Source organism: Marisediminitalea oceani, from assembly GCF_003731635.1.
In the GTDB taxonomy this organism is placed as follows: domain Bacteria; phylum Pseudomonadota; class Gammaproteobacteria; order Enterobacterales; family Alteromonadaceae; genus Alteromonas; species Alteromonas oceani.
The window spans coordinates 60,284-84,892 of record NZ_RCUA01000068.1; the positions used below are offsets into that span (position 1 = coordinate 60,284).

At 50.3% G+C, this 24,609-nt stretch carries 18 protein-coding genes; 9 read left to right on the forward strand and 9 right to left on the reverse strand.

The features are described 5' to 3' along the window. Window positions 1–36: 36 nt before the first annotated feature. The 3 genes from ilvA to D9T21_RS17220 are packed head-to-tail and all read right to left on the reverse strand — an operon-like array spanning window position 37 to window position 4,384. Window positions 37–1,575, reverse strand: a complete 1,539-nt coding sequence (gene ilvA, locus D9T21_RS17210; protein WP_123326334.1) for a threonine ammonia-lyase, biosynthetic — start codon at window positions 1,573–1,575, stop codon at window positions 37–39. After that, entirely contained in the window at window positions 1,572–3,422 is a 1,851-nt protein-coding gene (gene ilvD / locus D9T21_RS17215; protein ID WP_123326336.1) for a dihydroxy-acid dehydratase, read from the reverse strand. The genes ilvA and ilvD overlap by 4 nt, the downstream gene beginning before the upstream one ends. Window positions 3,423–3,451: 29 nt before the next feature. Further along, window positions 3,452–4,384, reverse strand: a complete 933-nt coding sequence (locus tag D9T21_RS17220) for a branched-chain amino acid transaminase (RefSeq protein WP_123326338.1) — start codon at window positions 4,382–4,384, stop codon at window positions 3,452–3,454. Window positions 4,385–4,892: 508 nt separating this feature from the next. Between D9T21_RS17220 and D9T21_RS17225 the strand changes: the two genes are divergently transcribed. Then, window positions 4,893–6,404, forward strand: coding sequence for a YifB family Mg chelatase-like AAA ATPase (locus tag D9T21_RS17225; RefSeq protein WP_123326340.1), 1,512 nt, complete (start codon window positions 4,893–4,895; stop codon window positions 6,402–6,404). On the opposite strand, the gene ilvY is transcribed toward D9T21_RS17225, so the two are convergent. Continuing rightward, entirely contained in the window at window positions 6,386–7,249 is an 864-nt protein-coding gene (gene ilvY / locus D9T21_RS17230) for an HTH-type transcriptional activator IlvY (protein ID WP_105935034.1), read from the reverse strand. The genes D9T21_RS17225 and ilvY overlap by 19 nt on opposite strands. A 155-nt stretch (window positions 7,250–7,404) precedes the next feature. Here ilvY and ilvC point away from each other — a divergent pair, with 155 nt between their 5' ends. Beyond that, on the forward strand, window positions 7,405–8,886 hold the full coding sequence (gene ilvC / locus D9T21_RS17235) for a ketol-acid reductoisomerase (RefSeq protein WP_123326342.1): 1,482 nt from the start codon (window positions 7,405–7,407) through the stop codon (window positions 8,884–8,886). 302 nt (window positions 8,887–9,188) lie between these two features. Then, window positions 9,189–9,536, forward strand: coding sequence for a hypothetical protein (locus tag D9T21_RS17240; protein WP_105934993.1), 348 nt, complete (start codon window positions 9,189–9,191; stop codon window positions 9,534–9,536). On the opposite strand, the gene D9T21_RS17245 is transcribed toward D9T21_RS17240, so the two are convergent. After that, window positions 9,533–10,768, reverse strand: a complete 1,236-nt coding sequence (locus D9T21_RS17245; protein ID WP_123326344.1) for a multidrug effflux MFS transporter — start codon at window positions 10,766–10,768, stop codon at window positions 9,533–9,535. The two genes, D9T21_RS17240 and D9T21_RS17245, sit on opposite strands and share 4 nt — an antisense overlap. A gap of 255 nt (window positions 10,769–11,023) precedes the next feature. Here D9T21_RS17245 and D9T21_RS17250 point away from each other — a divergent pair, with 255 nt between their 5' ends. The 4 genes from D9T21_RS17250 to D9T21_RS17265 are packed head-to-tail and all read left to right on the forward strand — an operon-like array spanning window position 11,024 to window position 15,196. Next, window positions 11,024–12,157 carry a hypothetical protein gene (locus tag D9T21_RS17250; RefSeq protein WP_164464738.1) on the forward strand — a complete coding sequence of 378 codons (1,134 nt, stop codon included), beginning with the start codon at window positions 11,024–11,026 and terminating at the stop codon, window positions 12,155–12,157. 17 nt (window positions 12,158–12,174) lie between these two features. Further along, the gene (locus tag D9T21_RS17255; protein ID WP_164464739.1) at window positions 12,175–14,715 is read left to right on the forward strand and encodes a hypothetical protein; all 2,541 of its coding nucleotides are present in this window, start codon (window positions 12,175–12,177) and stop codon (window positions 14,713–14,715) included. Continuing rightward, window positions 14,716–14,895, forward strand: coding sequence for a hypothetical protein (locus D9T21_RS17260; RefSeq protein ID WP_123326350.1), 180 nt, complete (start codon window positions 14,716–14,718; stop codon window positions 14,893–14,895). A gap of 4 nt (window positions 14,896–14,899) precedes the next feature. Then, a complete protein-coding gene (locus D9T21_RS17265) occupies window positions 14,900–15,196 on the forward strand; it encodes a hypothetical protein (protein ID WP_123326352.1) in 297 nt (98 codons plus the stop codon). A 45-nt stretch (window positions 15,197–15,241) separates the two neighbouring features. Here D9T21_RS17265 and D9T21_RS17270 read toward each other — a convergent pair whose 3' ends face one another. From D9T21_RS17270 to D9T21_RS17280, 4 genes are all read right to left on the reverse strand, one after another. Then, window positions 15,242–15,544, reverse strand: coding sequence for a hypothetical protein (locus D9T21_RS17270; protein WP_123326354.1), 303 nt, complete (start codon window positions 15,542–15,544; stop codon window positions 15,242–15,244). A 15-nt stretch (window positions 15,545–15,559) separates the two neighbouring features. Continuing rightward, on the reverse strand, window positions 15,560–15,724 hold the full coding sequence (locus tag D9T21_RS22790; RefSeq protein ID WP_164464740.1) for a hypothetical protein: 165 nt from the start codon (window positions 15,722–15,724) through the stop codon (window positions 15,560–15,562). A 190-nt stretch (window positions 15,725–15,914) separates the two neighbouring features. After that, window positions 15,915–16,847, reverse strand: a complete 933-nt coding sequence (ppk2, locus tag D9T21_RS17275) for a polyphosphate kinase 2 (RefSeq protein WP_241155750.1) — start codon at window positions 16,845–16,847, stop codon at window positions 15,915–15,917. Between the two features lie 166 nt (window positions 16,848–17,013). Further along, on the reverse strand, window positions 17,014–18,954 hold the full coding sequence (locus D9T21_RS17280) for an alpha/beta hydrolase family protein (protein ID WP_123326356.1): 1,941 nt from the start codon (window positions 18,952–18,954) through the stop codon (window positions 17,014–17,016). A gap of 194 nt (window positions 18,955–19,148) precedes the next feature. Here D9T21_RS17280 and D9T21_RS17285 point away from each other — a divergent pair, with 194 nt between their 5' ends. After that, the gene (locus tag D9T21_RS17285) at window positions 19,149–20,900 is read left to right on the forward strand and encodes an autotransporter assembly complex protein TamA (protein WP_123326357.1); all 1,752 of its coding nucleotides are present in this window, start codon (window positions 19,149–19,151) and stop codon (window positions 20,898–20,900) included. Beyond that, window positions 20,897–24,565 (forward strand): translocation/assembly module TamB domain-containing protein, encoded by a 3,669-nt coding sequence (locus D9T21_RS17290; protein WP_123326359.1) that lies wholly within the window; start codon window positions 20,897–20,899, stop codon window positions 24,563–24,565. Before D9T21_RS17285 ends, D9T21_RS17290 begins: the two co-directional genes overlap by 4 nt. The last annotated feature ends 44 nt before the right edge of the window (window positions 24,566–24,609 follow it).

Consider the following 24,609-nt stretch of genomic DNA (forward strand, 5'->3'; position numbering starts at 1 on the left):
CCCGGCTGATACCGGGTACTTAAGATTGTCTCGGAGTTACTTTGGTTCTGATAAAAAGAACCGGTAAGCCGGATTGTCGGTCACATCCTGACAGGTATAGTTGAGCGCAGTAACGTGCTCATCGAAGGCTTCGCGGCTTTCTGGCGGAATATCAAACCCGGCCAGTACCAGACCTTCAGCCGCCCCATGGTTACGATAATGGAACAAGGTAATGTTCCAGCGTTCGCCCAGGGTGTTCAGGAAGTTAAGCAAAGCGCCCGGGTACTCAGGAAATTCAAAGCTGAATACCACTTCGTTAAGGATAGTGGGCGGACGACCACCCACCATATGGCGCACGTGCAGTTTAGCTAATTCGTTATCAGACAGATCGAAGCATTCGTAACCTTTGTCGCCCAGCTCTGCAGTGAGGGCTTCAAATTCGGCCTTGCCACCACGCAGTTTAATCCCCACAAAAATGTGCGCTTCGTTTTCCGATGCGTAGCGGTAATTAAATTCGGTAATGGTGCGCCCGCCCAGACATTCGCAAAATTGCTTGAACGCGCCCTGGCGTTCAGGGATTTTAACCGCGAATACCGCTTCTTTTTGCTCACCTAACTCACAACGTTCAGACACATAACGCAGGGTATGGAAATTGGTGTTTGAGCCACACAAAATACCACCCAGCTTTTTGCCCTGAATGTTGTTTTGTTTTACGTACTTGCGGATGGCCGCTACCGACATCGCACCGGCAGGCTCGGCAATCACCCGGGTATCGTCGAAAATGTCTTTAATGGCACCACAGATTTCGTCATTAGTGACCGTCATGATTTCATCGACGTACTGATCACACAGGCGGAAAGTCTCACTGCCCATCAGTTTAACCGCCACACCGTCGGCAAAAATGCCCACTGAACTTAAGCTGGTTGGCTCACCCGCTTGTTTCGCTGCCGCAAAACAGGCAGATTCTTCTGATTCCACCGCAATAATCTTAATCTCAGGCTTTAACTGCTTGAGGTATACCGAGATACCCGCCGCTAAACCACCGCCGCCCACGGCAATAAACAGAATATCCAGGTTGGGATTCTGCTCTAATAATTCGCGGGCGATGGTGCCCTGACCAGCAATCACGTCCGGCTCATCAAAAGGCGGGATCAGCGTGTAACCATGCTCCGCACTCAGCGCTCGCGCATGGGCACTGGCGGTGTCGAAGTTGGTGCCGTGCAGCACTACGTTTGCATGCTGACCGCCGAAACGGCGCACCGCTTCTATTTTAATGTCAGGCGTGGTTTCCGGCATCACGATAGTGGCCTTTATGCCTTTCATATTAGCGCTGTAAGCCACGCCCTGGGCGTGGTTACCGGCAGAAGCAGCAATTACGCCAGCCTCTAACTGCTCGGGCGACAGACTGGCGATGCGATTATAGGCACCGCGCAGTTTAAAAGACTTAACCGGTTGCTGGTCTTCACGCTTTAAGAAAACGTCGTTGCCCAGCTCAGCGGTTAAGCGCGATAACAATACCAAATCACTGTTAACCGCCACATCATAAACCGGCGCCAGCAGGATTTTTTTCAGGTATTCGTGATCGGTAACGGTCATAGATCTTCCAGTTTGGATGGGTCTCTTACTGCGCCTTTATCGGCACTGGTGGCCAGCATGGCGAAGGTTTTCAGCGACAGCGACACTTCACGCTGACGGTTAACCGGACGCCATGGACGTTCACTGGCCTCCATCGCGGCGCGACGGGCCTGTAATTCAGCATCGGTAATGGCAATATTAATTGCCCGGTTGGGGATATCGATCTCAATGGTATCGCCTTCCTGCACCAGACCAATACCACCGCCACTGGCGGCTTCCGGCGAACAGTGACCAATCGACAGACCAGAGGTACCCCCTGAGAAGCGGCCATCAGTGATCAGCGCGCAATCTTTACCTAATCCTTTAGACTTCAGATAGGAAGTTGGGTACAACATTTCCTGCATGCCCGGCCCGCCTTTCGGGCCTTCGTAGCGAATAATGACAGCATCACCGGCAACCACCTGATCGTTAAGGATAGCGGCTACGGCTTCGTCCTGGCTCTCATAAATACGCGCACGACCGGTAAATTTCAGGATGGATTCATCCACCCCGGCGGTTTTCACAATACAACCGTTCTCTGCCAGATTACCAAACAGTACGGCCAGACCACCTTCCTGACTGTAGGCGTGTTCCAGATCGCGTATACAACCCTTACTGCGGTCAGCGTCGGCCTCATCCCAACGACAGTCCTGGCTAAACGCTTTAGTGGTGCGAATACCAGCAGGGCCTGCCCGGTAGAAGGTGTTAGCATCGGCGTTGTCAGGATTAGTTATATCCCAGTCAGCAATGACGTCTTCAATGGGTTTGCCCAGCACGTGAGCACAATCACCATGCAGCAAGCCGCCTTTGTTTAATTCGTTGAGGATACCTAATACGCCGCCGGCGCGATGGACATCTTCCATGTGATACTGCGGCGTAGAAGGCGCCACCTTACACAGGTGCGGCACTTTGCGCGACAAGCGGTCGATATCGGCCATGGTAAAGGGTACGTCGCCTTCCATTGCCGCAGCCAGTAAATGCAGAATGGTATTGGTAGAACCGCCCATGGCAATATCCAGACTCATGGCATTTTCAAAGGCATTAAAATTGGCAATGTTACGCGGCAGCGCCGTGGCATCATCGTTTTTGTACCAACGCTCACACAGTTCAACCACCAGTTCACCGGCACGCTTGAACAAGCCTTCACGATCGGCGTGAGTGGCCAGCATTGAGCCATTACCCGGCAGTGATAAACCCAACGCTTCGGTTAAGCAGTTCATGGAGTTGGCAGTAAACATGCCTGAACAGGAACCACAAGTGGGGCAGGCAGAGCGCTCAATTTCGTTGGTGTCATCGTCCGACACTTTATCGTCGGCAGCAGCTACCATGGCATCGACCAAATCCAGTTTAATGATTTGATCGGATAACTTGGTTTTACCGGCTTCCATCGGGCCACCGGAAACAAATACCACCGGAATGTTCAGGCGCATAGACGCCATCAGCATTCCCGGGGTGATCTTGTCACAGTTAGAGATACACACAATGGCGTCGGCGCAGTGCGCGTTAACCATGTACTCTACTGAGTCGGCGATAATCTCACGGGACGGCAGGCTATACAGCATTCCGCTGTGACCCATAGCAATACCGTCGTCTACGGCGATGGTATTGAATTCTTTTGCCACACCACCCGCAGCCTCAACACTTCGCGCCACCAGCTGGCCCATGTCTTTTAAGTGAACGTGGCCTGGCACGAACTGGGTAAAGGAGTTGGCAATGGCAATAATTGGCTTACCAAAATCACCGTCTTTCATACCGGTGGCCCGCCATAAAGCGCGCGCTCCGGCCATGTTGCGTCCCTGTGTTGTGGTTGCAGATCTTAACTTAGGCATAAAAAACTCTCGTCCCGTCAGGGTATAACTTATTTATAAACCGGGGTTAACCAGTTCCATTTATCTTCGGTTTTGCCGTTAAACAAGCCGAAGAACATGTCTTGAATTTCTTTGGTAATTGGGCCGCGACCGCCCTTACCAACGGTAATACCGTCAACGCTGTTTACCGGCGTTACTTCGGCAGCGGTACCGCACATCAGGATTTCGTCGGCCAGATACATGGCTTCACGGGGAATGTTCTCTTCGCGGATTTCATAGCCCAGCTCTTTGGCCAGCGTCATAACCGTGTCGCGGGTAATACCCGGCAGGATGGCCGCCGTTTTAGGTGTGGTGCTGATAACGCCATCGCGGATAACGAAGATGTTTTCGCCAGCGCCTTCGCTGATGTAACCGTTACGGTCCAGCGCAATACCTTCGCCGTAGCCGTGGCGACGCGCTTCCATTGAGATAAGCTGTGAAGACAGGTAGTTACCACCGGCCTTCGCGCCAGTCGGCATAGTGTTAGCCGCCAGACGGTTCCATGAAGAAATACCAGCATTTACGCCGTTTCTCAGCGCTTCTTCACCCAAATAAGCGCCCCATTCAAAGGCCGCAATCGATACTTCTGCTTCAGCATCCAGAGGCACCTTAATGCCCATACCAATATCACCAAAGAACGCAATCGGACGAATGTAAGCGGATTTCAGATCGTTTTTAACGATGGTATCTATCAGCGCCTGATTCAATTCATCCATAGTGTAAGGGATGTTCATGCGATAGATTTTGGCCGAGTCGAACAAGCGACGGGTGTGTTCCTGTAAACGGAATACACAGGTACCCTGATCCGGTGTGTTGTAAGCACGCACTCCTTCAAAGACCGATGAACCGTAGTGAATAGCGTGAGTCATTACATGAACGGTAGCCTCTTTCCAGGGGATAATTTTACCGTTAAACCAGATATAATCAGCAAGTTGCTTAGCCATGACGTTTCCTTAAGAACAAGCGGGTTTCAGATAACCCGTAAAGAGTAGTCAGTTGCTAACTGACCACCATAATTAATACCGCGTCAAATGATACATGACGCGGGCTTGCGACCCAATGCACAGCGGCATTTTTCGCAGATAAACAGTGTAAACTCGTGCAATAAGGTGCGCACAAAGCGCTGTGGCACTCGCGGTGCAATTTGCACGGAATAATTAATACCGTTATTGCCAATAGTTTATTGGCTGACAATAACGAGATACAGACACAGATTCGGAAGTTTTTGGCTGGCTTTTGAAAGGATAATTAACGCCTGGCTGTAACGTTGTCCTTTCAGGGGCGTAGAAATACCACGGATCCCGGGGCCTGATCAAGGGCAGGGCATAAAAATTAACCTTTTGGCCGACCAAACCCGCCTTTCTTTCGACGAATCTGCACCAAGGCTCAGTTTTCTTAACTCCCCATCCTCACTACACTGCTCTGTAAAACGCCGGAACAGTGCAGAACATCATGGGAATGGGAATTGTATATACCCGCGGTGCCGCCGGGATCAGCGCACCAAAAGTAAAGGTGGAAGTGCACTTATCCAACGGTCTGCCTTCCTTTAAGTTAGTCGGCCTGGCCGAAACCGCCGTGCAAGAAGCCAAAGAACGCGTTCGCAGTGCTTTAATCAACAGCGGATTTGAATATCCGGCCCGGCGCATAACCGTAAACCTGGCCCCGGCTGATATTCCCAAAAGCGGTGGACGCTACGACTTAGCCATCGCGCTGGGGATCCTGATAGCCATGGGTCTAATAGAGCAGTCACCTGTTAATCATACCGAAGTTGCCGGAGAGCTAAGTTTAAACGGTGATATCCGGCCGGTACCCGGCTTGCTGCCAGTGGCTATGCGCTGTGCAGAAGATAACCATACCCTGGTGCTTCCGGCAGGTAACGAAGCGGAAATTCAATTGGTGGATAATCTGGAATATCTGCTGCCAGCCACACTGCTGAATACTTTCCTGCACTTCACGCGGCAACAACCTCTTCAACTTAAGCACACCCGCAACGAGGTGTCTCTGGCACCGCCGAGTCCGCGTTGGGATGACATCATCGGTCAGCAGCAGGCGAAACGAGCCCTGTGTATTGCCGCAGCGGGGTCACATAATCTATTAATGGTAGGGCCCGCAGGGACCGGAAAAAGCCTGCTCGCCAGCCGCCTGGTGAGTTTGTTACCGCAACTTGATCATCAACAGGCGCTGGCTACTGCCGCGCTCTATTCGGTTAAGGGTGAACAGCGTGACACCGAAGACTGGTTAACACCGCCGTTTCGGTCTCCTCATCATACCTCCTCTGCCATTGCCCTGACGGGCGGTGGTGCACATCCGCAGCCGGGCGAAGTGTCGCTGGCACATAATGGGGTATTGTTTTTAGATGAGCTGCCTGAGTTTGGTCGCCAGGCGCTCGATGTACTGCGCGAACCACTGGAGACCGGTGATATTTGCCTGTCCCGCGCTTCTGGTCAGGCAAAGTATCCCGCCCGATTTCAATTATTGGCGGCAATGAACCCGAGCCCGACCGGCGATATAGATGACGGCCGCAGCACCACTCAACAAATTCAGCGCTATTTAAGCAAGCTCTCCGGCCCGTTACTCGACCGTATTGATATTCAAATAGAAGTGCGTCGGCCGGGCTCCTACGCGTTTGCACCACCTGTGTCGGGAGAGGATTCTGCGGTAACGGCCAGACAACGGGTTATGGCGGCTCACCAAATTCAGCAGCAGCGTCAGGGCAAGAGTAATGCTGCACTAAGTGTGGCAGAGCTCAGTACCTATTGCGCCATGCCGGCGGAAACAGAGGATTTTTTGCAGCGCGCGGCCACCAAATTAAAGCTGTCCATGCGGGTATTTCATCGCACTATTAAGGTCGCCCGAACAATTGCAGACCTTGAGAGCCAGTCGCAGATTAACACCGACCACATTGGCGAGGCATTAGGTTACCGGGCGCTGGACAATTTAATTCGTCAGTTTAACTCAAGCTGAAACAGCGCATTAATTAATGGCTCATGACGGCGTTCCTGTAAACAAGCCAGGCCTAACTCATAAGAGCCGATATCGTCTACCTGGATACGGGTAACGCTGGATGACATGCTGGAGTGATCGAGCACCACCTGCGGCACAAAGCCGATCCCACAACCTAACGCCACCATAGACACAATGGCTTCATTCCCCCCTACCGAGGCATACACATTAGGCCGGATGCCGTGTTCGGCAAACCAATGATAAACAATTCGGCGGCTTGGCCCCTGTTCGGGCAGTATCACCTGATTAACCCGCCAGTCTACCTGCGCTAACTGGGTTAAACGCCTTTCACGGGGAGCAATTAGAACCAGCGGTACAAAGTCTAATCCGGAAAAACACAGGTCGGTTGGAAACTCCGGAGAGTGAATAGCAATAGCCACATCCGATTTTTTATGCTTTACATGTTCAATTGCCAGCCCCGGATCGCCGGTTACCAAGCGGATATCTACGCCGGGGTAACGCTGGCGAAAACGAGAGAGTACAGATGGCAGGTGGCTCTGGCTGGCTGTTACAGAACAATACAGGCTCAATTCACCCTGCAGGGCCTTGCCATCATCGCGTAGCTCTTGCCTGACCTGCTGCCATTCACCAAGCACTTGTTCACTAAAATTCAACAACTTATGACCACCATGGGTGAGCGCCACTGAGCGATTATCCCGTTTAAATAACACGCATCCACACTCTTCTTCGAGGCGCTGGATCACCCGGCTTAAGGTGGACGGCGACACAAACATAGCATCGGCCGTGTCACCAAAATGTAAGCTTTTTGCGAGATGATTAAATAGCTGTAGACTGCGAAAATCCATGGTGATTTCACTTTTTGCAACACTGTTTTGCAAATATATCATTTTTCAAAACGAAAGGGGTAGCGTATCTTTGCTACAAGTCGTCAATGACGAGGTCATCCCAGCTGAGTGAAGCAAAGGGATAACGACAAAAGAAGTTCGGAATTATTTTTTTTATGGCTAATTATTTCAACACTCTGTCTCTACGCCAGCAACTGGACCAGTTAGGTCGTTGTCGCTTTATGAATCGCGACGAATTTGCTGATGGTTGTGAGTTTCTTAAAGGTAAAAAGATTGTCATCGTTGGCTGCGGTGCACAAGGCCTGAACCAGGGACTCAACATGCGTGATTCAGGGCTGGACGTTGCCTATGCGCTGCGTCAGGCTGCGATTGATGAGAAACGTGACTCATTCCAACGCGCCTCTAACAACGGTTTTAAAGTAGGTACCTATCAGGATCTGATCCCAACTGCGGATGTGGTTTACAACCTGACTCCTGATAAGCAGCACGCCAGTGTAGTAGAAGCGGTTATGCCTTTAATGAAAGAAGGTGCAACCTTAGGTTACTCACACGGCTTCAACATTGTTGAAGAAGGTCAGCAAATTCGTAGCGACATCACTGTTGTTATGTGTGCGCCTAAGTGCCCGGGTACAGAAGTACGTGAAGAATATAAGCGTGGCTTTGGTGTTCCAACACTGATTGCGGTTCACCCGGAGAACGATCCGAAAGGTGAAGGCTGGCCAATCGCCAAAGCACTGGCAAGCGCCACTGGTGGTGACCGTGCAGGTGTTCTGGAGTCGTCTTTTGTTGCAGAAGTTAAGTCTGACCTGATGGGTGAGCAAACTATCCTGTGCGGTATGCAACAAACTGCTGCGATTCTGGCCTACGAAAAAATGACTGCTGACGGCATTGATGCCGGCTATGCGGCAGCCTTAATCCAGTATGGTTTAGAAGCCATTACTGAAGCGCTGAAAATCGGCGGCGTAACCAACATGATGGATCGCCTGTCTAACCCAGCGAAATTAAAAGCTTATGATTTGTCAGAAGAACTGACGACTCTGATGCGCCCACTGTTTGAAAAACACCAGGACGACATCATCAGCGGCGAATTCTCCCGCACCATGATGGCTGACTGGGCAAACAATGACGCAAACCTGTTAGGATGGCGTGAAGAAACCGGCCAGTCTGGTTTTGAAAATGCCCCGGTTTACGACGGCGAAATCTCAGAGCAGGAATTCTTCGACAACGGTATTCTGCTGGTAGCAATGATTAAAGCCGGTGTAGAGATGGCCTTCGACGTAATGGTTGAAGCAGGCATCCTGCCAGAGTCGGCTTACTACGAATCACTGCACGAAACACCACTGATTTCGAACACTATTTCGCGTAAGCGTCTGTACGAAATGAACGTGGTTATTTCTGACACTGCAGAGTACGGTAACTATTTATTTGCGAACGCAGCAGTACCATTACTGCGCGAGAAGTTCATGCCTAACATCGATACTTCGGTTATCGGTAAAGGTCTGAACGTAGCGTCTAACCAGGTAGACAACAAGCGTCTTACCGAAGTTAACGAAGCGATTCGCAACACTGGCGTTGAAGCCATTGGTAAAGAATTACGCGGTTACATGACGGACATGAAAGCCATCATCGAAGCGTAGACAGTTTCTGTCGTTAGGTGCTTAACCAAGCCCTTTTGCCCGACCAATTTGGTCGGGCTTTTTTATGCCCGTAAGAAAGCATACGTCATCCATAGCCCCTCAGCTTTACTGGTTTTACTGCTCAGGGCTGGCTTTTGAAAATGTGTTACCAACTGCATACAGATCGCTTTGTACAAATTAGCATCATGATCCTAAGCTGTTGATAATCCATTACATAATAGTTGGCACAATGATTGTAGTAACCACTGGTTATCTGAAAAAAGCAATCATAATAATTAATGTCATCCTGAGGGGAGAATTTCATGCAGTCAGGCATTTCCAGGTTTACGCAAATTGGCGACTGGATCTTTGAAGTAAAAATGGTCAGAGCTCTGCGAGTCGAAAATTACGGTGAGCCCTATGATGCAGTGGCAACACTGACCGCTAACGGGGAAAGCATGTATATCGATACGCAGCTCACCCGCCAGCACAATGAATTAAGTCGGGAAGACTGTATGGCATTTTACGAATTTGCCAAACAGCTGGAAATGAAACAGCTGCAATACGACAAATTACGTAATGGTGAACGCCATTCACGGAATGTAGAAATCGTTGAAAACCAACGCCCGCGGGCAGTGGTTCAGTTGGTTAATGGCAATCGCTTTCGCTAAGAAAGCGATTCTGCCGGTTTATCCGGCCTTTGCAGACTCATTCGGATAATAATCAAGGCCAGGGTAAAGAACACCAGAAAGCCTGCGCCAATAGGGAACAGGTCTACCGTGAGATAAGAATCCACAGTGGTGGCAACCAGCACGGCAATAATACTCGATAGTGAGCCAATAATGGCTGCGCCCAGCCCTGCCATATCGCCTAACGGGTGCATAGCCATGGCATTGAGATTACCAAATAACAAACCCACAAAGAAAAAGCCGATAAACAATGAGCCGATGGTCACCACCAGTGGCGGCAGGCCATCAAACACTTCGATGATGCCCAGAAAGATAACCGCAAACACCACTGACCCAATCAGCGCCACCTGAGTAACCCGGTACATCCCCAGCCGCATCACAATTTTACTGTTGATGAAAGACGCCAGGCCAATTGAAAATGCCAGGGTAGCGAAGATATAGGAGAACATTTCGCCCACGCCATAGAAGCCCTGAAAGATGGTCTGCGACGCGCTCAAATAGGCAAGAAAGCCTCCAAACACACAACCCATGGCCAGCGTAGGTCCAATCACTGGTTTATGGGTAACGATAAACAGCGACGAGCGGAAAAACTGCGCCCATGAAAACGGTTTACGACGACTGGCCGGTAAGGTTTCCGGCTGCCGGATCCAGAACCAGGTACCGGTAAACACGGCCACCAGCAGAAACAGGGTAAAAATATGAAACCAGGAAGCAATATTCAGCACCCACTGACCCACCATGGGAGCCAGCATTGGGACCAGAATAAACACCATCATAATAAACGACATGACCCGGGCCATAGCCTCACCGGCAAACTGGTCGCGGATCACGGCGGTGGAGGCTATGCGCGGCCCTGATACCCCAAAGGCCTGAATGACCCGGCCAATAAGCATAGTTTGCATATTATCAGCCAACATACACACCACGGTGCCAACCGCAAATATGGTTAAGCCCAGAATGATTGCTTCACGTCGACCACGGGTGTCACAGTAGGGGCCAAAAAACAATTGCCCCACCGCCATACCGGCAAAAAACAGCGACACGATAAGGTGGCTTTCATGGATATCCTGCGCGCCCATCGCCGCACCGATGGTGTCTAAAGCAGGCAGCATTGCATCAATACTGAGCGCCACCAAAGACGTCATCAGCGCCATCAGTGCAATAAATTCGGGAAGTCCCAATGCGGGTTTAACATTGGTTGTTTGTTGTGACATTAGCTATAGGTTACCTGCAAAGCCGGTCGGGCCGGGGCATCCGGAAGACGCCAGTAAAAGTGGCAGTAGTATACCCGAATGCGTTTTTCAGTGGGTAAAAACTCCGCTGAATGTGGCTGAGAAAATCGATGAGTAACTTTGCTACGCCGGTCAGTTTTGCTCAGGATATCGCCATCTATAGTTAACACGCTGATTTAAAGAACTTTATACTTTTGATAAAAACTCTGCCTAAACCGTTTTACTTAGCGGAAGTTAATGGTAGTTTTACAAAAAAATAATGACAGGGATGTGTCGATGTATTTTGCCCAATGCAAAAAGACCGTTTTTACCTTTGCTTTATACCTCTTATTCGTTCAGGGTTGTGCCGTCGATAAGCGTACCGAAGACTATAAACCCATAGTCAACGTCACCGCAATGTTACCTTCCCATGCGAGTGAGTTACCAGACAAGCAACCGTTACAAAACCAGTTACTCAAGCGGAATCTGGTAGTTGATGATAGCGGCGAAGTTTTACCTATCAATGGCCGCGCCTGTGATACCGACCTCTATTACCGGATTTCACAACTCCCCCTGGCAACCGCTATTGGGCGCCACCGCGATCTTTATACCGGTTTTTATCTTGAACTGGCGCCGGTCACAGACACCTGGCAGGTAGTCTTAACGGATAATCAGTTTGCAGAGTATCAGACCACCGGCATTTCCCTGAGCACGCTTACCGTGACTTTAGGCAGTCAGCTTTCATCAGCGGATAAATTTATTATCCGGCCACAGCCGGATTTACCACTTGCCCGATATCAGGCCCTTAAAGCGTCATTGGAACGCAGTTTCCCTGAGTATCGAAAGCAATGGATACTGACCCACAGCCAGGCCAGGAAGTTGGGCCTTAACCCTGGCGATTACTATGCAACCGTTCGCGGGGCCGCGTCACCCTATTTGGCTGAAACCCTGATGACTACTAAGGCTCGCCACCGCTTGGTAGTAAAAAGTTCGCCATCAGGCACCCCGGCAACCGTTGCAACCGTAGTTGATAGCCAAACGCTGGCAGCCTGCCAGGAGGCTTCATCTGTTGTCAAAAAGGTAGATAAGCAACCGCTCAAGGCACAATATTCGCCGCTTTCTGTGGTAGCGGTCTTACCCGCTAACGCCGACTTTAATCAACTCGAACGGCAGGCAACTTTGCTTCCCAAAAACCAGTATCTGACCTTCGACGGTGATATTATGGCTTATGACGAGTATTTCGCCGAGCCGCAACAACAAGGATGCGCCAAACAAAACCTTACGATAAAGGAACAACAGCTCTGTAAACAGCGCATTCAGGATGGCAATAAAAAACACCTCCGCCGCAAAGTCATAATGTCGATACCTACCACGAATAAGGACTCAAAATGAAGGCGGCTTTTTCACATGTGAAAATTTTAGTTCTGCTGGGCCTGTTTGCCTTATATGTCTGTCTGGAATTGGCGCTGAATGTATTGCTTATCGACATGTACGCCAACTCCTTTGAACTGGTGCTCGGTGACTATAAGCTTTCAGCAGAACGGTTGGAGTTATTCGGCCGCACGCTGTCAGGTTTCGGTCTGGCCCTGTCCTGCGTAGCATTTTTCCCTTTCCATACTATTCCGGCGCTGACTTCTGCCAAGCTGATTAAAGAGGGCGAGGCCCCCCAGCCTCATCATCTTAACCCGCTCGCGAAATGGTGTGTCCGACCACTCAGCCTGCTGCTGCTATGGCTGATTTTCGTGCCGGGACTGCGCTTAGCGGTGGATATAAAAGTCGACCAAACGACCAACGAGCAAAAGCTCAGTGCCGTCAGGGCGGTGGTCTACAAGGAAGCGTATTTAGCTCAGGCGGTGAGTATTGAGAATTTCCCGGAATTTGATGAAATTGTATCAGACCCCAAGCGCCGCGATCTCATGGTTGCTCTGATCCCGTCACTGGCGTTTTTCTCCAATGGGTTCGACCAGTTAATTGCCAACAATCTGAGTGACGTCGCCAATAACTTTATGCTTAATCGTCAGGAAGACGATTTTATTCAGAACGCCATTCCTCTCACGCGAGAGTTCGATGCCACCTATGAAACAGAATGGCAGCGCTACCAAACCGCCACCGCGGCATACGAAGTTGCTTACCAGAAAGAAAACGATCACTACGCGCGCGAGCAGGAGCGAGTAGCGGTGCTCAAGGAGGGCAACGACTTTGTTAACCGTGTATGGCAACGTTACGCTGAAGAATTAAACAAGGCGAGCTCTTACCGTGAAGAGTACGCGGCTAACGAGACTATCCGCGGCCAGTTTCGGTCAGTCAGAGACAAAGCCATGAAAAGTAGCTGTCGCTCAGCCTGTGAAAAAAGCTACCGGGAGGCCTTTGCTCAGTATCTCAACGAACTTAAATTCGAGGATGGCGAGGGATTTGGGATTTACCTCACCGAAGAAGACGTTATCCTCAATAAAATTTTTAAATCCAAAACGACGCTGGAAATGATGTTTAGCCGGGGGCGCAAAAACTACCTGGCCAGGTCTTATGGTATTCCCGAAGAAATGCTCTATGAGGAATACCTGACCTCCGGCATCGCCCAGGATCATTTGCGCCAGTATCTGGTTGATACCAAAGAACTGGCTTTACCTGACAACTGGCAGGTCGACGATATGCAGGCGCTTATCGATGCCATCGCCAGCAAATATGAAGGGCTGGCGGCCCGGGAATGGCAACGCTATCTGGAAAGCTCTGAACTGGACTTTGCCGAGCCTGGCCTTACTCGCCTGCAGTTTGCCACGCATCCAAAAATCACCCAGTTGGCGCAGCAAAAACTGGGGCGCTATTATCTCGCCAGTTTTACGCCGGGCATCTCTGAAAGTCGTTATAAAACCCTGTGGCTGGACAGTCAGGACAACCTGTCGTTTATCCGGATGATTACCTCCACCGCCGCCACAACGGCTTTTTCATCGGGTGGCAGTATGTTTGAGCTGGGTCGCGATGCCGTAAAACTGGCAGTCATCCCGCCATTGAGTATTTTTGCCAGCCTGGTCGCGGTGATTATGCTGTTTATCAAAATCTCCCGCTACCTGGCGTTCAAAAAACCCGGATATATGCTCCTCGTTCTGGTAGCAGCGATAGGCGGGCTGGGTATCCCGACTTATAACGCCCTGATGCAAGACAACGCCTACCATGAAATGACCACCCGCTTTGCCCGGCAGGTAAGTCAGGAAAATCAGCACGATCAGGCCTTCACTACGCTGTTCGGCTATTTTCTGGATATTGAGAGTGGCCTGTACGAACGCTATCAGAACCTGAAACTGGTCAGGCAGGTGAGAAATCAGATATTTATTGCGCCACCAGAGCAAAACAGCGAAGACGTTACGCACACGCCTGGGCCGTTGCGCCATCTGGATAACCGGCTGTATCCGCTTTTGGCCTGGGTTGCCTCATTGCAGCTCGATCAGGATGTAGTTAAGCCATTCGACGCCAACATCACTGTGTTAAAACAGGATTTAAACGTAGGGGCTTACCTTGGTTTGTATTTGAACAAAAACACGGTAACAGGCGTGGAAATGCCCAATTTCATGAACGACACCGACCTTGGATTACTCGCCGAGCAAAAATATTTTTATCAGCCAGAATGGCACAAGATGGCCTACGAATTTGTTAACAATGCAGATGATCATGAGTACTGGTTAAGTCTGGCTCAGGGTGAACTGGGTAAAGAATCGCTAATCGACAACCTGGAACGGCGGATGTCAGTTTACCTTAACCAGAAGCCGCATCTGGTTGAGCTGTTAAATCAACTCAAAGGCCAGGGTGTTAGCAATTTGATTCTGGTTAAACTTAACGAGCAGTCCCACTATCGCTGCTTTGTGTTGCCCGCTATCGACGCCAACATGATTTATCAGTCGGTGCGGTCGAGTTTTACTGATTTTCAGGAGTTGGCTGACTGTAAGGTGTCTATTTAAATGAACAAACTACTCATCAAAGCGAAATCAATGGTGCTGGAAATGCTGCCGACGATAATTTTAATGATCGGTGTAGTGGCGTTAACCCATTACCTGAATACCGAGCAACAACAGGCACTCACTGACGTATTACGCCAATTTGAATTACTCAAACTAAAAGCCTCAATGGCCATGGGATAACCTGATGCAAGAGTCTAAAAAGCCTAACTATATTAATATATTCAAAGAGATACTCGCACCTGCAGCGGTCCTGTACACCATGTTTGTGGTTTACACAGCACATGAGAAAAACATGGAAAACACGCAAAAAATCAATGCGATGTTAGTAAAGTACGAACAAACACTCGATGCCGCTATAGCCGGTGATGAAAAGACCCTTGCGCGGTTTAAGCAGAATATGAATAAGGTACTCGACGGCATGTCAGCCGAAGAACGGGAGATCATGAAAGGCCTGCTGGAGTTAAATCGCCAGGGCAATTAACCAAAGCACTGCCCCATTGCAGGTGAATGGGGCAGTGATTGTTAATTAACAGTCTTTATCTTCCAGGTCCATTTTCTCTTTTGCGTCTTCGCAGGCATCTTCCAGCGCGTCACCCGCATCATCAGCCATATCTTCAGCTTTATCGGCGGCATCTTCGGCCATGTCTTTGGCTTTGTCGGCAGCCTCTGAAGCCGATTCTTTAGCATCTTCCATGGCCTGACTGGCAGCATTTTTAAAATTGCTTAATGAGTCTTCAGCCTGTTCTTTCTTTTCTTCACTACAAGCGGTTAATACCAGCGAAAATAAGCCAATAAAAACCAGAGTCAGAATATGTTTAGTTGTTTTCATGTTGCGCGCCCTTTTTTAATGATGTCTGAACAATAATGCTTTAACGACTTTGCTTAAAAATACCACATAAATACCGGCAATCATGATGAATTTACCCAGACGATTCATCAGGCGCGATGCGCCCTGAAATTTGATAACCGTTGCCAGTAGGGTGAGTCCCAGTAAGATGACAATAATCATTAGCCATTCCTTTTTAAATACTGCACCGCTTCAGCGGCTTAACAACATGGTATAGCGAATACCTTGCCAGTTTTTAAATGGCTATATTTAACAATAAGTTAGCATTTTAGGGATAAGAGCAGAGAGGGATGGCCTGGTAAAAGTGTCTGCTCAAACAGACACCTTTACACAGTTTTCAGAGCCTGAAGAATCAGGCCTTTTGTTGGTCGGGGTGCAGAGATTTACCCAGAATATGGTTATCCCTGTCGATAACGGTTGAGGCCCTGCCCACTATCAGTGGATCCGGCGCTTTGGCAATACGGCGGTCTTTGTTCGGGTAAGGCATGGCATGCAGAAAATACTGCATACAATTAAGTCTGGCGCGCTTTTTATCGTCTGACTTAATCACCATCCAGGGCGCGTCGTTGGTGTCGGTGTAGAAGAACATCGCTTCTTTTGCCTCGGTGTAGTCATCCCACTTTTCCTGCGCCAGCTTATCAATGGGGCTTAACTTCCATTGCTTGAGCGGATCGGTTTCCCGTTTCTGGAAACGGCGGGTTTGCTCTTCCTGAGTAACCGAAAACCAGAATTTGAAAACGCGAATTCCACTGTTTACCAGCATGCGCTCCAGCTCCGGGGTCTGGCGCATAAACTCCAGGTATTCATTGGGCTCACAAAAACCCATCACCCGTTCTACGCCGGCGCGGTTGTACCAGGAGCGGTCGAACAAGACTATTTCGCCTGCGGTGGGCAGGTGCTTAATGTAGCGCTGAAAATACCATTGACCTTTTTCTTCTTCCGACGGTTTTTCCAGTGCCACTACTCTGGCACCACGAGGATTCAGATGTTCCATAAAGCGCTTGATGGTGCCGCCTTTACCTGCCGCATCGCGTCCTTCAAACAACATGACCACCCGCTCGCCACTCTCTTTAACCCATTTCTGGACCTTGAGCAGCTCCACTTGCAGCTGATGCTTATGCTGTTCGTAAAACTGACGCGTTACTTTGCGCTTGTAAGGGTATTCGCCGGAACGGAAAGACTCAGCAATATACTGCTCGTCGTGGCGCATTTCTGCCAGTGAATGCGGATGCTCGTGGGCGTCTTCTGGGGTAGGTACAGCGGTAAGTTTTTGGCTATCGGTCACGTTCAATTCTCCTTCGTTACGGAGTTATTGTACGCCGATTAGCCACAACAAGGGGGCTAATCCCCGCTTAATCCAAGCTCGGCTGATCTGGATCAACCGGTGAATTCAGCACCAGTCCGGGCGCTCATAACGCAGCTCACCCGGACATAGTATTACCGTCTGTTAGTTACAGGTATTCGGCGAGGAATTTATCCATTTCTTTGAAGAGCTTAATCCTGTTCGACTGGATCTCCAGGTGATGGTTACCCAGAGGCAGCTCAACATAGCGGTATTCCTTGTCTTCATCATCAAGCTCATCGGCCATCAGGCGACTCTGCTCCACGTGGACCACCCGGTCTTCTTCACCGTGGACCAGCAAAATAGGTGTTTTGATATTTTCCACATAGTTAATGGGTGAGCGTCTGTCACGATCATCACCGTCTTCACCGATCTGCTTTTTAACTAACTTAGAACCTAAAAAGCCTCGTGCGCGCCGAACGATGCGATCCAAATCACTCACCCCGGCAAAGCTCACCGCACACTTATACACTTCAGGGCTTTTTACGGTTGCAGCTAACGCGGCAAACCCGCCGTAACTCGCGCCTACAATACAAATTTTGTTTTTATCGGCATAACCCTGATCAATCATCCATTGGGTGCCGTCCACCACATCATCCTGCATGGCCATGCCCCAGTTTTGCATTTGTGATTCACCAAACGAGTAACCATAGCCGGAAGAACCGCGGAAGTTAGGTCGCAACACCGCATAACCACGAGTGGTAAAGTAAGCTGTCCAGTAATCAAAACCGCTGTATTCACGAACACCCGGCCCACCATGAGGAAAGATTACCGTTGGATAGGGCGCTTCGCCGATTTTTGGTAACGTTAGGTAGCCTTCAATCTCTGTTTTATCACGGGCCGTGAACGTAATCCGCTCGTGTTCACTCAGCGCTTCGGTATTGATATCCGGGTATTGAGCAAATAGAAGGTCAATCGTCACCTCTTTGCGATTACCAATGTAGTAGCGGCCAGGTTGCGTATCGCTCTCGGAATAAAGCAGGTAGATTTGTTCGTCCTGGCTAAACGCCCTTAACGAGTTGTGACTATCCTTGAATAATTTATCGAGTCCTTTCTGCAGCGGCGCATAACGATCGTTCCAATAAAAGCGGCCGCCTGGCGCCTGTGGGTGATAAACACCAATGGCATCATTCGTAGCCGGGGAGTAGATGAGGCCGCCATCCACATCATAGTTTTCATCAGAGAATACCAGCGTTTCTTCGCGAGTGGTTAAATCAAGTTTATATAACGCCTTGTATTCACCCAGGTATTTTTTGACATACAGAATATTCGGATCGGCGGCAAAGCCCGAAATGTAAACCGGTTTATCATTTGATACGTTGTAGGCATACAGCTCTTCGTAGTTATCATCCTCGTCACGAAGGAAAATCTCGCGGTCGCCGGTTTCATAATTCAGTGAAATACCAATTCGCACATTCCCCTGACGATCGGTTACCCAGTCGCGAATACGTTTTTTGCCTTTAATTAACCGATTGATCGAACGGTTCTTTAGATTGACCTTAAAAACCGATTTTTCAAAAGGCCGGGAAATATCAATTGCCATCAGAATATGATCCGGGTCGTCCGGCAGGTAATCAATTACATCATCCTGAAACTGCGGCACATAACCTACATCGTTCTGATAACGTTGAATATGCCGCCAGTCGATAACCATTTCAGGGTCGCCCCCTTGCTGATTATATTTCATCAGATACAAACGGGTGCGGAAAAACTTTTTGCCTGCCCGGCTTACTTCGTAACGTGCGCTGACTAACAGATCTTCATTATTTGCCCAGCGATACCAGTTAATTTTAACTTTCTTGTTATCAGCTTTAAGCAGGTAGAACGCATCTCCGGTTGAAAGGTCCAGCGTCATCAATACAGCCAGATCGCCGTCGGCAGAATTTCGCTCCATAGCGAAACGCTGTCCGTCTGGTGACATCGATACGCCATAAAACTGCGGCAGACGGCTAAAAACTTCGACAGGTTGCGGTTCTGCGGCCTGAGCAGCAGGCAGCAGTACAACCCAACTGAACAGCAGCACTGCCAGTGGTTTTATCAGGCAAGACATACAACGTTCCTTGTTTATTTATAATAAAATTTTGTGCTTAATATAAACGAATCGGGATACCTGTCGCAACAAACGGGAAATTAGCTAAAAACGCTGTAGCGAAACCGCTTAAGGCGTTACACTTTTGGCGTAGATTCTGCTTTAAGAATTGACCCTTTTGTTTGTATGCAGTGCAAGGAGCACACAGTCCGTTAATGTCTGCTGGTATGTTTTTCTCTTTTCGTCGCGCTTTGCTGGCGCTGACCTCCCTGTTGCTCTTAACCTGCTATCCTACGTGGGCTCTGGACTATGAACTAAAAGGCGTGGAGCGCAGTGAACTGGAAGACAACATAGAACTGCACCTGGCGCAGGTGAAACTGGCCAACAACACGCTTGATGAACCCACCGAAGAACGCATTATCCGCTCTGTAAAAACTGCCCTGCAGCCTTTCGGTTTTTACAATGCTGAAGTCACTCTCTATTTTGAGGACGAAGAGCTTGTTATCGACGTTACTCCTGGTACACCGCTTAAGGTAAGTAACGTTACCCGCGAAATCATTGGTGACGGGCGCAATGATGATGCTTTTCGGCAACGGTATAATGCCTTCCCGCTCAAACAGGGCGACGTGTTACATCAACCCACCTACGAAAAGTTTAAGTCAGAGATGTTTAACTATGCACTATCAAACGGCTATTTTGACTTTTACTGGCAGGCCACCCGGCTTGACCTGGTACGCGAAGAGAACGAAGCCAATATTCTGCTTATTGCACAAAGTGGCCGTCAGTACGAATTTGGCGAAGTGGAACTGGTGGGTGACGACCGGGCTGAAGCCATTATTGGCCGGCTACGGAATTTCACTGCCGGAGAGAAATACAGCTCCGCCAAGCTGACCGAATTTAACCGCCGCCTAAATGAAACCGGCTATTTTGCCCGCGCGATTGCCCGCCCCATTGTAAGTCGGGCCGAGGGAGCCCGGGTTCCCATCGAAGTGACACTGACTCACCTGCCGCGGGATATTTTTAATGTGGGCGGTGGCGCCAACTCTGATAAAGGCCCCCGGGTGCGCGCCCGTTGGGAGCGGCCGTGGGTGAATACCCGCGGACATTCGGTAACCGGCCAGGTGTTTTTCTCCAAGCTGGAACAGGCGGCGAGCCTCGACTACCGCATTCCGTTGGAAGACGTTAATAATGACTACGCCAGTATTCAAACCAGCTATGAATTTGAAGACAACTCGATAAGTGATACTAAGAGTGAAACCCTGAGTATCTCTGGTCATCGTTTCTGGAAAGAAGCGGATTCGCCCTGGCAACGCAGCGTATCGTTAACCTTTGAACGGGAGATGTTTACTCAGGGGATAAGCGATCCGCAAACCATTAATCTGCTGATGCCGGGTTATTCCGTGGGTTACACCAAATCCGATCAGGAACTGACCATTAGCCAGGGGCAGCAATATATTGTGGCAGTGCAGGGCGGCCATGAAAGCGCTGGTAGTGATATCTCACTGTTCAAAATTACTGCCAACGCCAAGGTAATTACCACCATTAACGATACCCACCGAATTTATCTGCGCGCCGACGCCGGAGCCATTCGTACCGATGACTTTGACCGGGTGCCTTCGTCACTGCGTTTCTTTACCGGTGGCGATCAGAGTATTCGGGGTTTCCGCTATCAGGAAATATCGCCGCAGGTTCTCGATGAAGAGGGCAATTCGGTACTTACCGGCGGACGCTATCTGGCAACTGCCAGCGTTGAGTATGCTTATCCGGTAGCCGACAACTGGCGGGCAGCCGTGTTTGCCGATGTGGGTACCGCCACCAATGACTTCTCTGATGGCTTATCCCGGGGCCTGGGTATTGGCGCCCACTGGTTAACGCTGATTGGCCCGGTGCGGTTTTACATTGCCCAGGGCAAAAATGACTTCGAGACACAATGGCGCTTCCACTTCTCGCTGGGGCCTGAGCTATGAGTATTAATCGTCTGGCAAAAGGCTTCTTAATACTGCTGCTCACTCTGCTGCTTCTTGTAGCGGTTGTACTGTCGCCGCTGGGCGCACCGCTGATTAATTACGCGGCTAATAAATATGTGCCCGGTCTGGCGGTAGATTCGGTATCGGGAAGCCCGTTAAGTGAGCTGACACTGGAAAAAGTTAACTGGCAGAACGAACAGTGGCAGGTGAACGTAAGCAAAGTCACTCTGGCCCACGAGTGGACCTGCCTGCTAAACAGCAAAGCCTGTATTACTTCGCTACAGGTTAGCTCACCGCATGTACAACAACTGGCTAGTGCAGAAAACACCGATGAAGAGCCCTCTGAACCAGGCGGCGAAATTACTCTGCCGCTGGCAATAGCGCTGGATGAGCTAAAAATCAGTGACGCACGCTTTGAGAGCCCGGCAATTACGGTGCAGGCCGACCAGTTAACCAGCTCCGCTCAGTGGATAGACTCGCTGCAAATCAATCACCTGACACTCAACGGCCTCACCCTGATGTTGCCTGAGAGCGAACCACAGCCGCCGTCGCCAGTGGCAATTACTTATCAGGCGCCGGCCTTGCCGGAAGTGCATATTCCGCTCACGCTGCAGGCCAATGACGTACAGATTTCAAACATCCGGGTGGTGCAGGGTAAACAGGAAGTTGCAGCATTGGATGTTGCCCTGCAACAAACCCAAATACAGGATAGCCGGATAGCCTTACAGGCATTCAGTGTGAACATGGAGCAGGTTAATGCGAGTCTCGACGGTGAAGTGACCCTGAGCGGTCAGTACCCCCTCAACTTAACTCTCATTGCAGATCTTCCTGTTGAGCAGACTGCCCAGCACGCAGAACTCTCAGCCGAAGGCGATCTGAGCGACCTTGCGCTCAATATCAATAGCAGCGGACTGGTTAGTGCAGAAGTCACCGGCAAAGCCAATCTGCTTAGCGACAGCCTGCCGATATCATTACATAGCCGATGGCCGGCTCAGGCGCTTAACCCGCTGGCTGATATTGAACTCGATAGTGGCGTTTTGTCGGTACAGGGTAAGATGGGGGAATACGCCATACAACTGGACGGCGGTGCCACCATCCCCGATGTTTCACCGGTAAAAGTAAGCCTGGCAGCCCTGTTAAGCGAACGTTCGCTGGCTGTTTCAGCCCTTAACAGCGAGTTACTTGAAGGCGAGGTGACCAACAGCGGCGTGCTTTATTTTAGCGACTCACTGAGCTGGGAAGGCATATCGCGCTTAACCCGGGTTGATTTGCAAGGCTTATCTGAATTCGCCCCGACCAACGTTAACGGGGTGGTAAAAGCGCAGGTGAGCCTGAGTGATAAAGGCCCTAACGTACTGGTATCGGATATTCGCTTAAGCGGTGAACACCTGCAGGAGATGTTTACCCTTACCGGCGATGCCGTGTACTCGGCGAACAGTGACATTATGGTGGCCAACCTCAACGGCGATCTGGCTGAGAACCATTTTTCAGCCGTCGGGCAGGTATTTAATCAACAATACCTGGATGCACTGGTAGCCATAGACCTGCAGCGACTGGCGGCTCTGTACCCCGAAGTATCGGGCCAGCTGGCTGGCTCGGTGGCTATAAAAGGGCCCTGGGACGCACCCGTGATCGACTCAAAGCTATTACTAACCGATATCCTTGCCAGTCCCCGCCTGAGTCAGGCCGCCGCCAATCAGGGCCCGCTGAATGGCGAAATCACCATTACCGGCTCACTGGCCGAGCATGCCCTTAATGCCAATCTGCAGTTGCCTGAACACACCACCACCCTGAATCTCGACGGCCAGTGGCAAAATCAGCAATGGCAGGGGCAGTTATCAGACACCCAACTGGCGTTGCTTAATACGGTGTGGGAATTACAGTCGGATGTGACGTTACGTTATGAAGCCAGCCCACAGCATTTCACGGTGAGTCAGCATTGCTGGGAAGCCAGAGAGAAAGGCAACCTGTGTATTAATGCGGTGGATTATACCCCGGCGCAGGTCAACTGGGATGTTCAGGCCAGTGCATTGCCTATCGGGCTGTGGATTGACGAGCTGATGCCTGAATTGCTGGTAGAGCGCAACAATGCAACGCTTAACATCACAACCCAGGGTAACTTCGACCCGGCCAGTGAAAAAGTCGCCGGCCAGTTACAGGTATCTGTAAGCCCGGACAAATGGCAGCTGGCCGGCAATGAGCCGGTCACTATTGATCTTGATGAGATGAGTTTTGACGGCCAGTTCGACGAGCAGCAGGTAGCCCTGAGCGGCAAGATTACCAGCCCGCAAATTGGCACCATTACATCGCAGGCCACGGTTTTTCCGTTCACCGACCAACCTTCCATAGAAGCCCGGATTAACATTGCTGACTGGCAGCTCGCGCCATTTAAGCCACTGATTGCACGCATGAATGAACTAAACGGCAATGTTAACGGTGAGCTTAAGCTGGACGGGCCCTTAAGCCTGCCCCAGGTGAATGGTAAGTTAACTCTTCAACAGGGTGAGATAAACAGTGAAGACCTGCCGGTAGCGGTGAGTCAGTGGCAGCAAACCGTTAACCTCAACGGTGCCAGCGCCGATTTTGAAGGGGAGTTTCTGCTTGGTGACGGCCCGGGTACCCTGAACGGTTCGGTAGACTGGCAGGACAGCCTGCTGGTCGATCTGGCAGTAAAAGGCGATGCCTTTACCGTGAATTACGATGACAGCCGGGTAAAAGTCTCGCCAGACCTGTCGATTAACCTGAGTCCACAAAGCGTAGATATTTCAGGTGACATTGATATTCCCTATGCCCGGGTGAAAATTAACGAGCTCCCCCCCAGTGCAGTATCTCCGTCGCGGGATGTTCACCTGCGGGGTGAGCCGCCAAGCGAAGCGCTGGTAGATAATATTAATGCCAACATTATGGTGACCATCGATGAGGACGAGCGCGAGGAAGTGCGCCTCGATGCCTTTGGCTTAAAGGCTACACTGACCGGCGGCGTGAATGTACAAACCCAGCCAGCGCTTACCGGTTACGGCGATCTGCGTATTATTAACGGGCGCTACGAGGCCTATGGTCAAAATCTGATAATTCGTACCGGCGAGGTGCAGTTTAATGGCCCGTTAGACCAGCCCATTCTGCTGGTAGAAGCCATTCGCGATCCCGATCTGACTGAAGATGATGTGATCGCAGGTGTGCGGGTTGAAGGTCCGGCGAATCAACCTAGTGTTTCATTATTTTCTGAGCCGGGCATGGATCAGGCCCGAAACCTCGCCTACCTGTTAAACGGCAGCGGCGGGCTCGGCGGCGGGCAGATGGATGAAAACTCCTATGCCGCTATGCTGATTGGTTTTGGTTTATCCAGCTCTGAGTCACTGACCAGTAACGTGGGGAACGCGCTGGGCATTGAGGATTTATCGCTCAGTACCACCGGCCAGGGCAGTGATACTAAAGTGGCCATTTCAGGCAAAATTGCCTCAAACCTTACCGTTCGCTACGGCGTGGGGATGTTTTCTGACGAAGACAGTGGTGGCCAGGAAGTCGCCTTGCGCTATCAAATCCTGTCTAACCTGTACCTGGAGATAGTGCGCAGCCTGTATACCACCGTTGATCTTTACTACCAGTTCACGCTGGGGGATAACAAGCCCGCAAATGCCAGTGAAGATGACAGCAAACAAGAGTAACGTGAATTTAACCGATTCTTAAGCGCCTACAGTTCTGCTCCTGA

Excerpts from the sequence above, each read along its gene's own strand:
- ilvA (WP_123326334.1), bottom strand. The coding sequence starts at position 1,575 with ATGACCGTTACCGATCACGAATACCTGAAAAAAATCCTGCTGGCGCCG.
- ilvD (WP_123326336.1), bottom strand. The coding sequence starts at position 3,422 with ATGCCTAAGTTAAGATCTGCAACCACAACACAGGGACGCAACATGGCC.
- D9T21_RS17220 (WP_123326338.1), bottom strand. The coding sequence starts at position 4,384 with ATGGCTAAGCAACTTGCTGATTATATCTGGTTTAACGGTAAAATTATC.
- D9T21_RS17225 (WP_123326340.1), top strand. The coding sequence starts at position 4,893 with ATGGGAATGGGAATTGTATATACCCGCGGTGCCGCCGGGATCAGCGCA.
- ilvY (WP_105935034.1), bottom strand. The coding sequence starts at position 7,249 with ATGGATTTTCGCAGTCTACAGCTATTTAATCATCTCGCAAAAAGCTTA.
- ilvC (WP_123326342.1), top strand. The coding sequence starts at position 7,405 with ATGGCTAATTATTTCAACACTCTGTCTCTACGCCAGCAACTGGACCAG.
- D9T21_RS17240 (WP_105934993.1), top strand. The coding sequence starts at position 9,189 with ATGCAGTCAGGCATTTCCAGGTTTACGCAAATTGGCGACTGGATCTTT.
- D9T21_RS17245 (WP_123326344.1), bottom strand. The coding sequence starts at position 10,768 with ATGTCACAACAAACAACCAATGTTAAACCCGCATTGGGACTTCCCGAA.
- D9T21_RS17250 (WP_164464738.1), top strand. The coding sequence starts at position 11,024 with ATGGTAGTTTTACAAAAAAATAATGACAGGGATGTGTCGATGTATTTT.
- D9T21_RS17260 (WP_123326350.1), top strand. The coding sequence starts at position 14,716 with ATGAACAAACTACTCATCAAAGCGAAATCAATGGTGCTGGAAATGCTG.
- D9T21_RS17265 (WP_123326352.1), top strand. The coding sequence starts at position 14,900 with ATGCAAGAGTCTAAAAAGCCTAACTATATTAATATATTCAAAGAGATA.
- D9T21_RS17270 (WP_123326354.1), bottom strand. The coding sequence starts at position 15,544 with ATGAAAACAACTAAACATATTCTGACTCTGGTTTTTATTGGCTTATTT.
- D9T21_RS22790 (WP_164464740.1), bottom strand. The coding sequence starts at position 15,724 with ATGATTATTGTCATCTTACTGGGACTCACCCTACTGGCAACGGTTATC.
- D9T21_RS17280 (WP_123326356.1), bottom strand. The coding sequence starts at position 18,954 with ATGTCTTGCCTGATAAAACCACTGGCAGTGCTGCTGTTCAGTTGGGTT.
- D9T21_RS17285 (WP_123326357.1), top strand. The coding sequence starts at position 19,149 with ATGTCTGCTGGTATGTTTTTCTCTTTTCGTCGCGCTTTGCTGGCGCTG.
- D9T21_RS17290 (WP_123326359.1), top strand. The coding sequence starts at position 20,897 with ATGAGTATTAATCGTCTGGCAAAAGGCTTCTTAATACTGCTGCTCACT.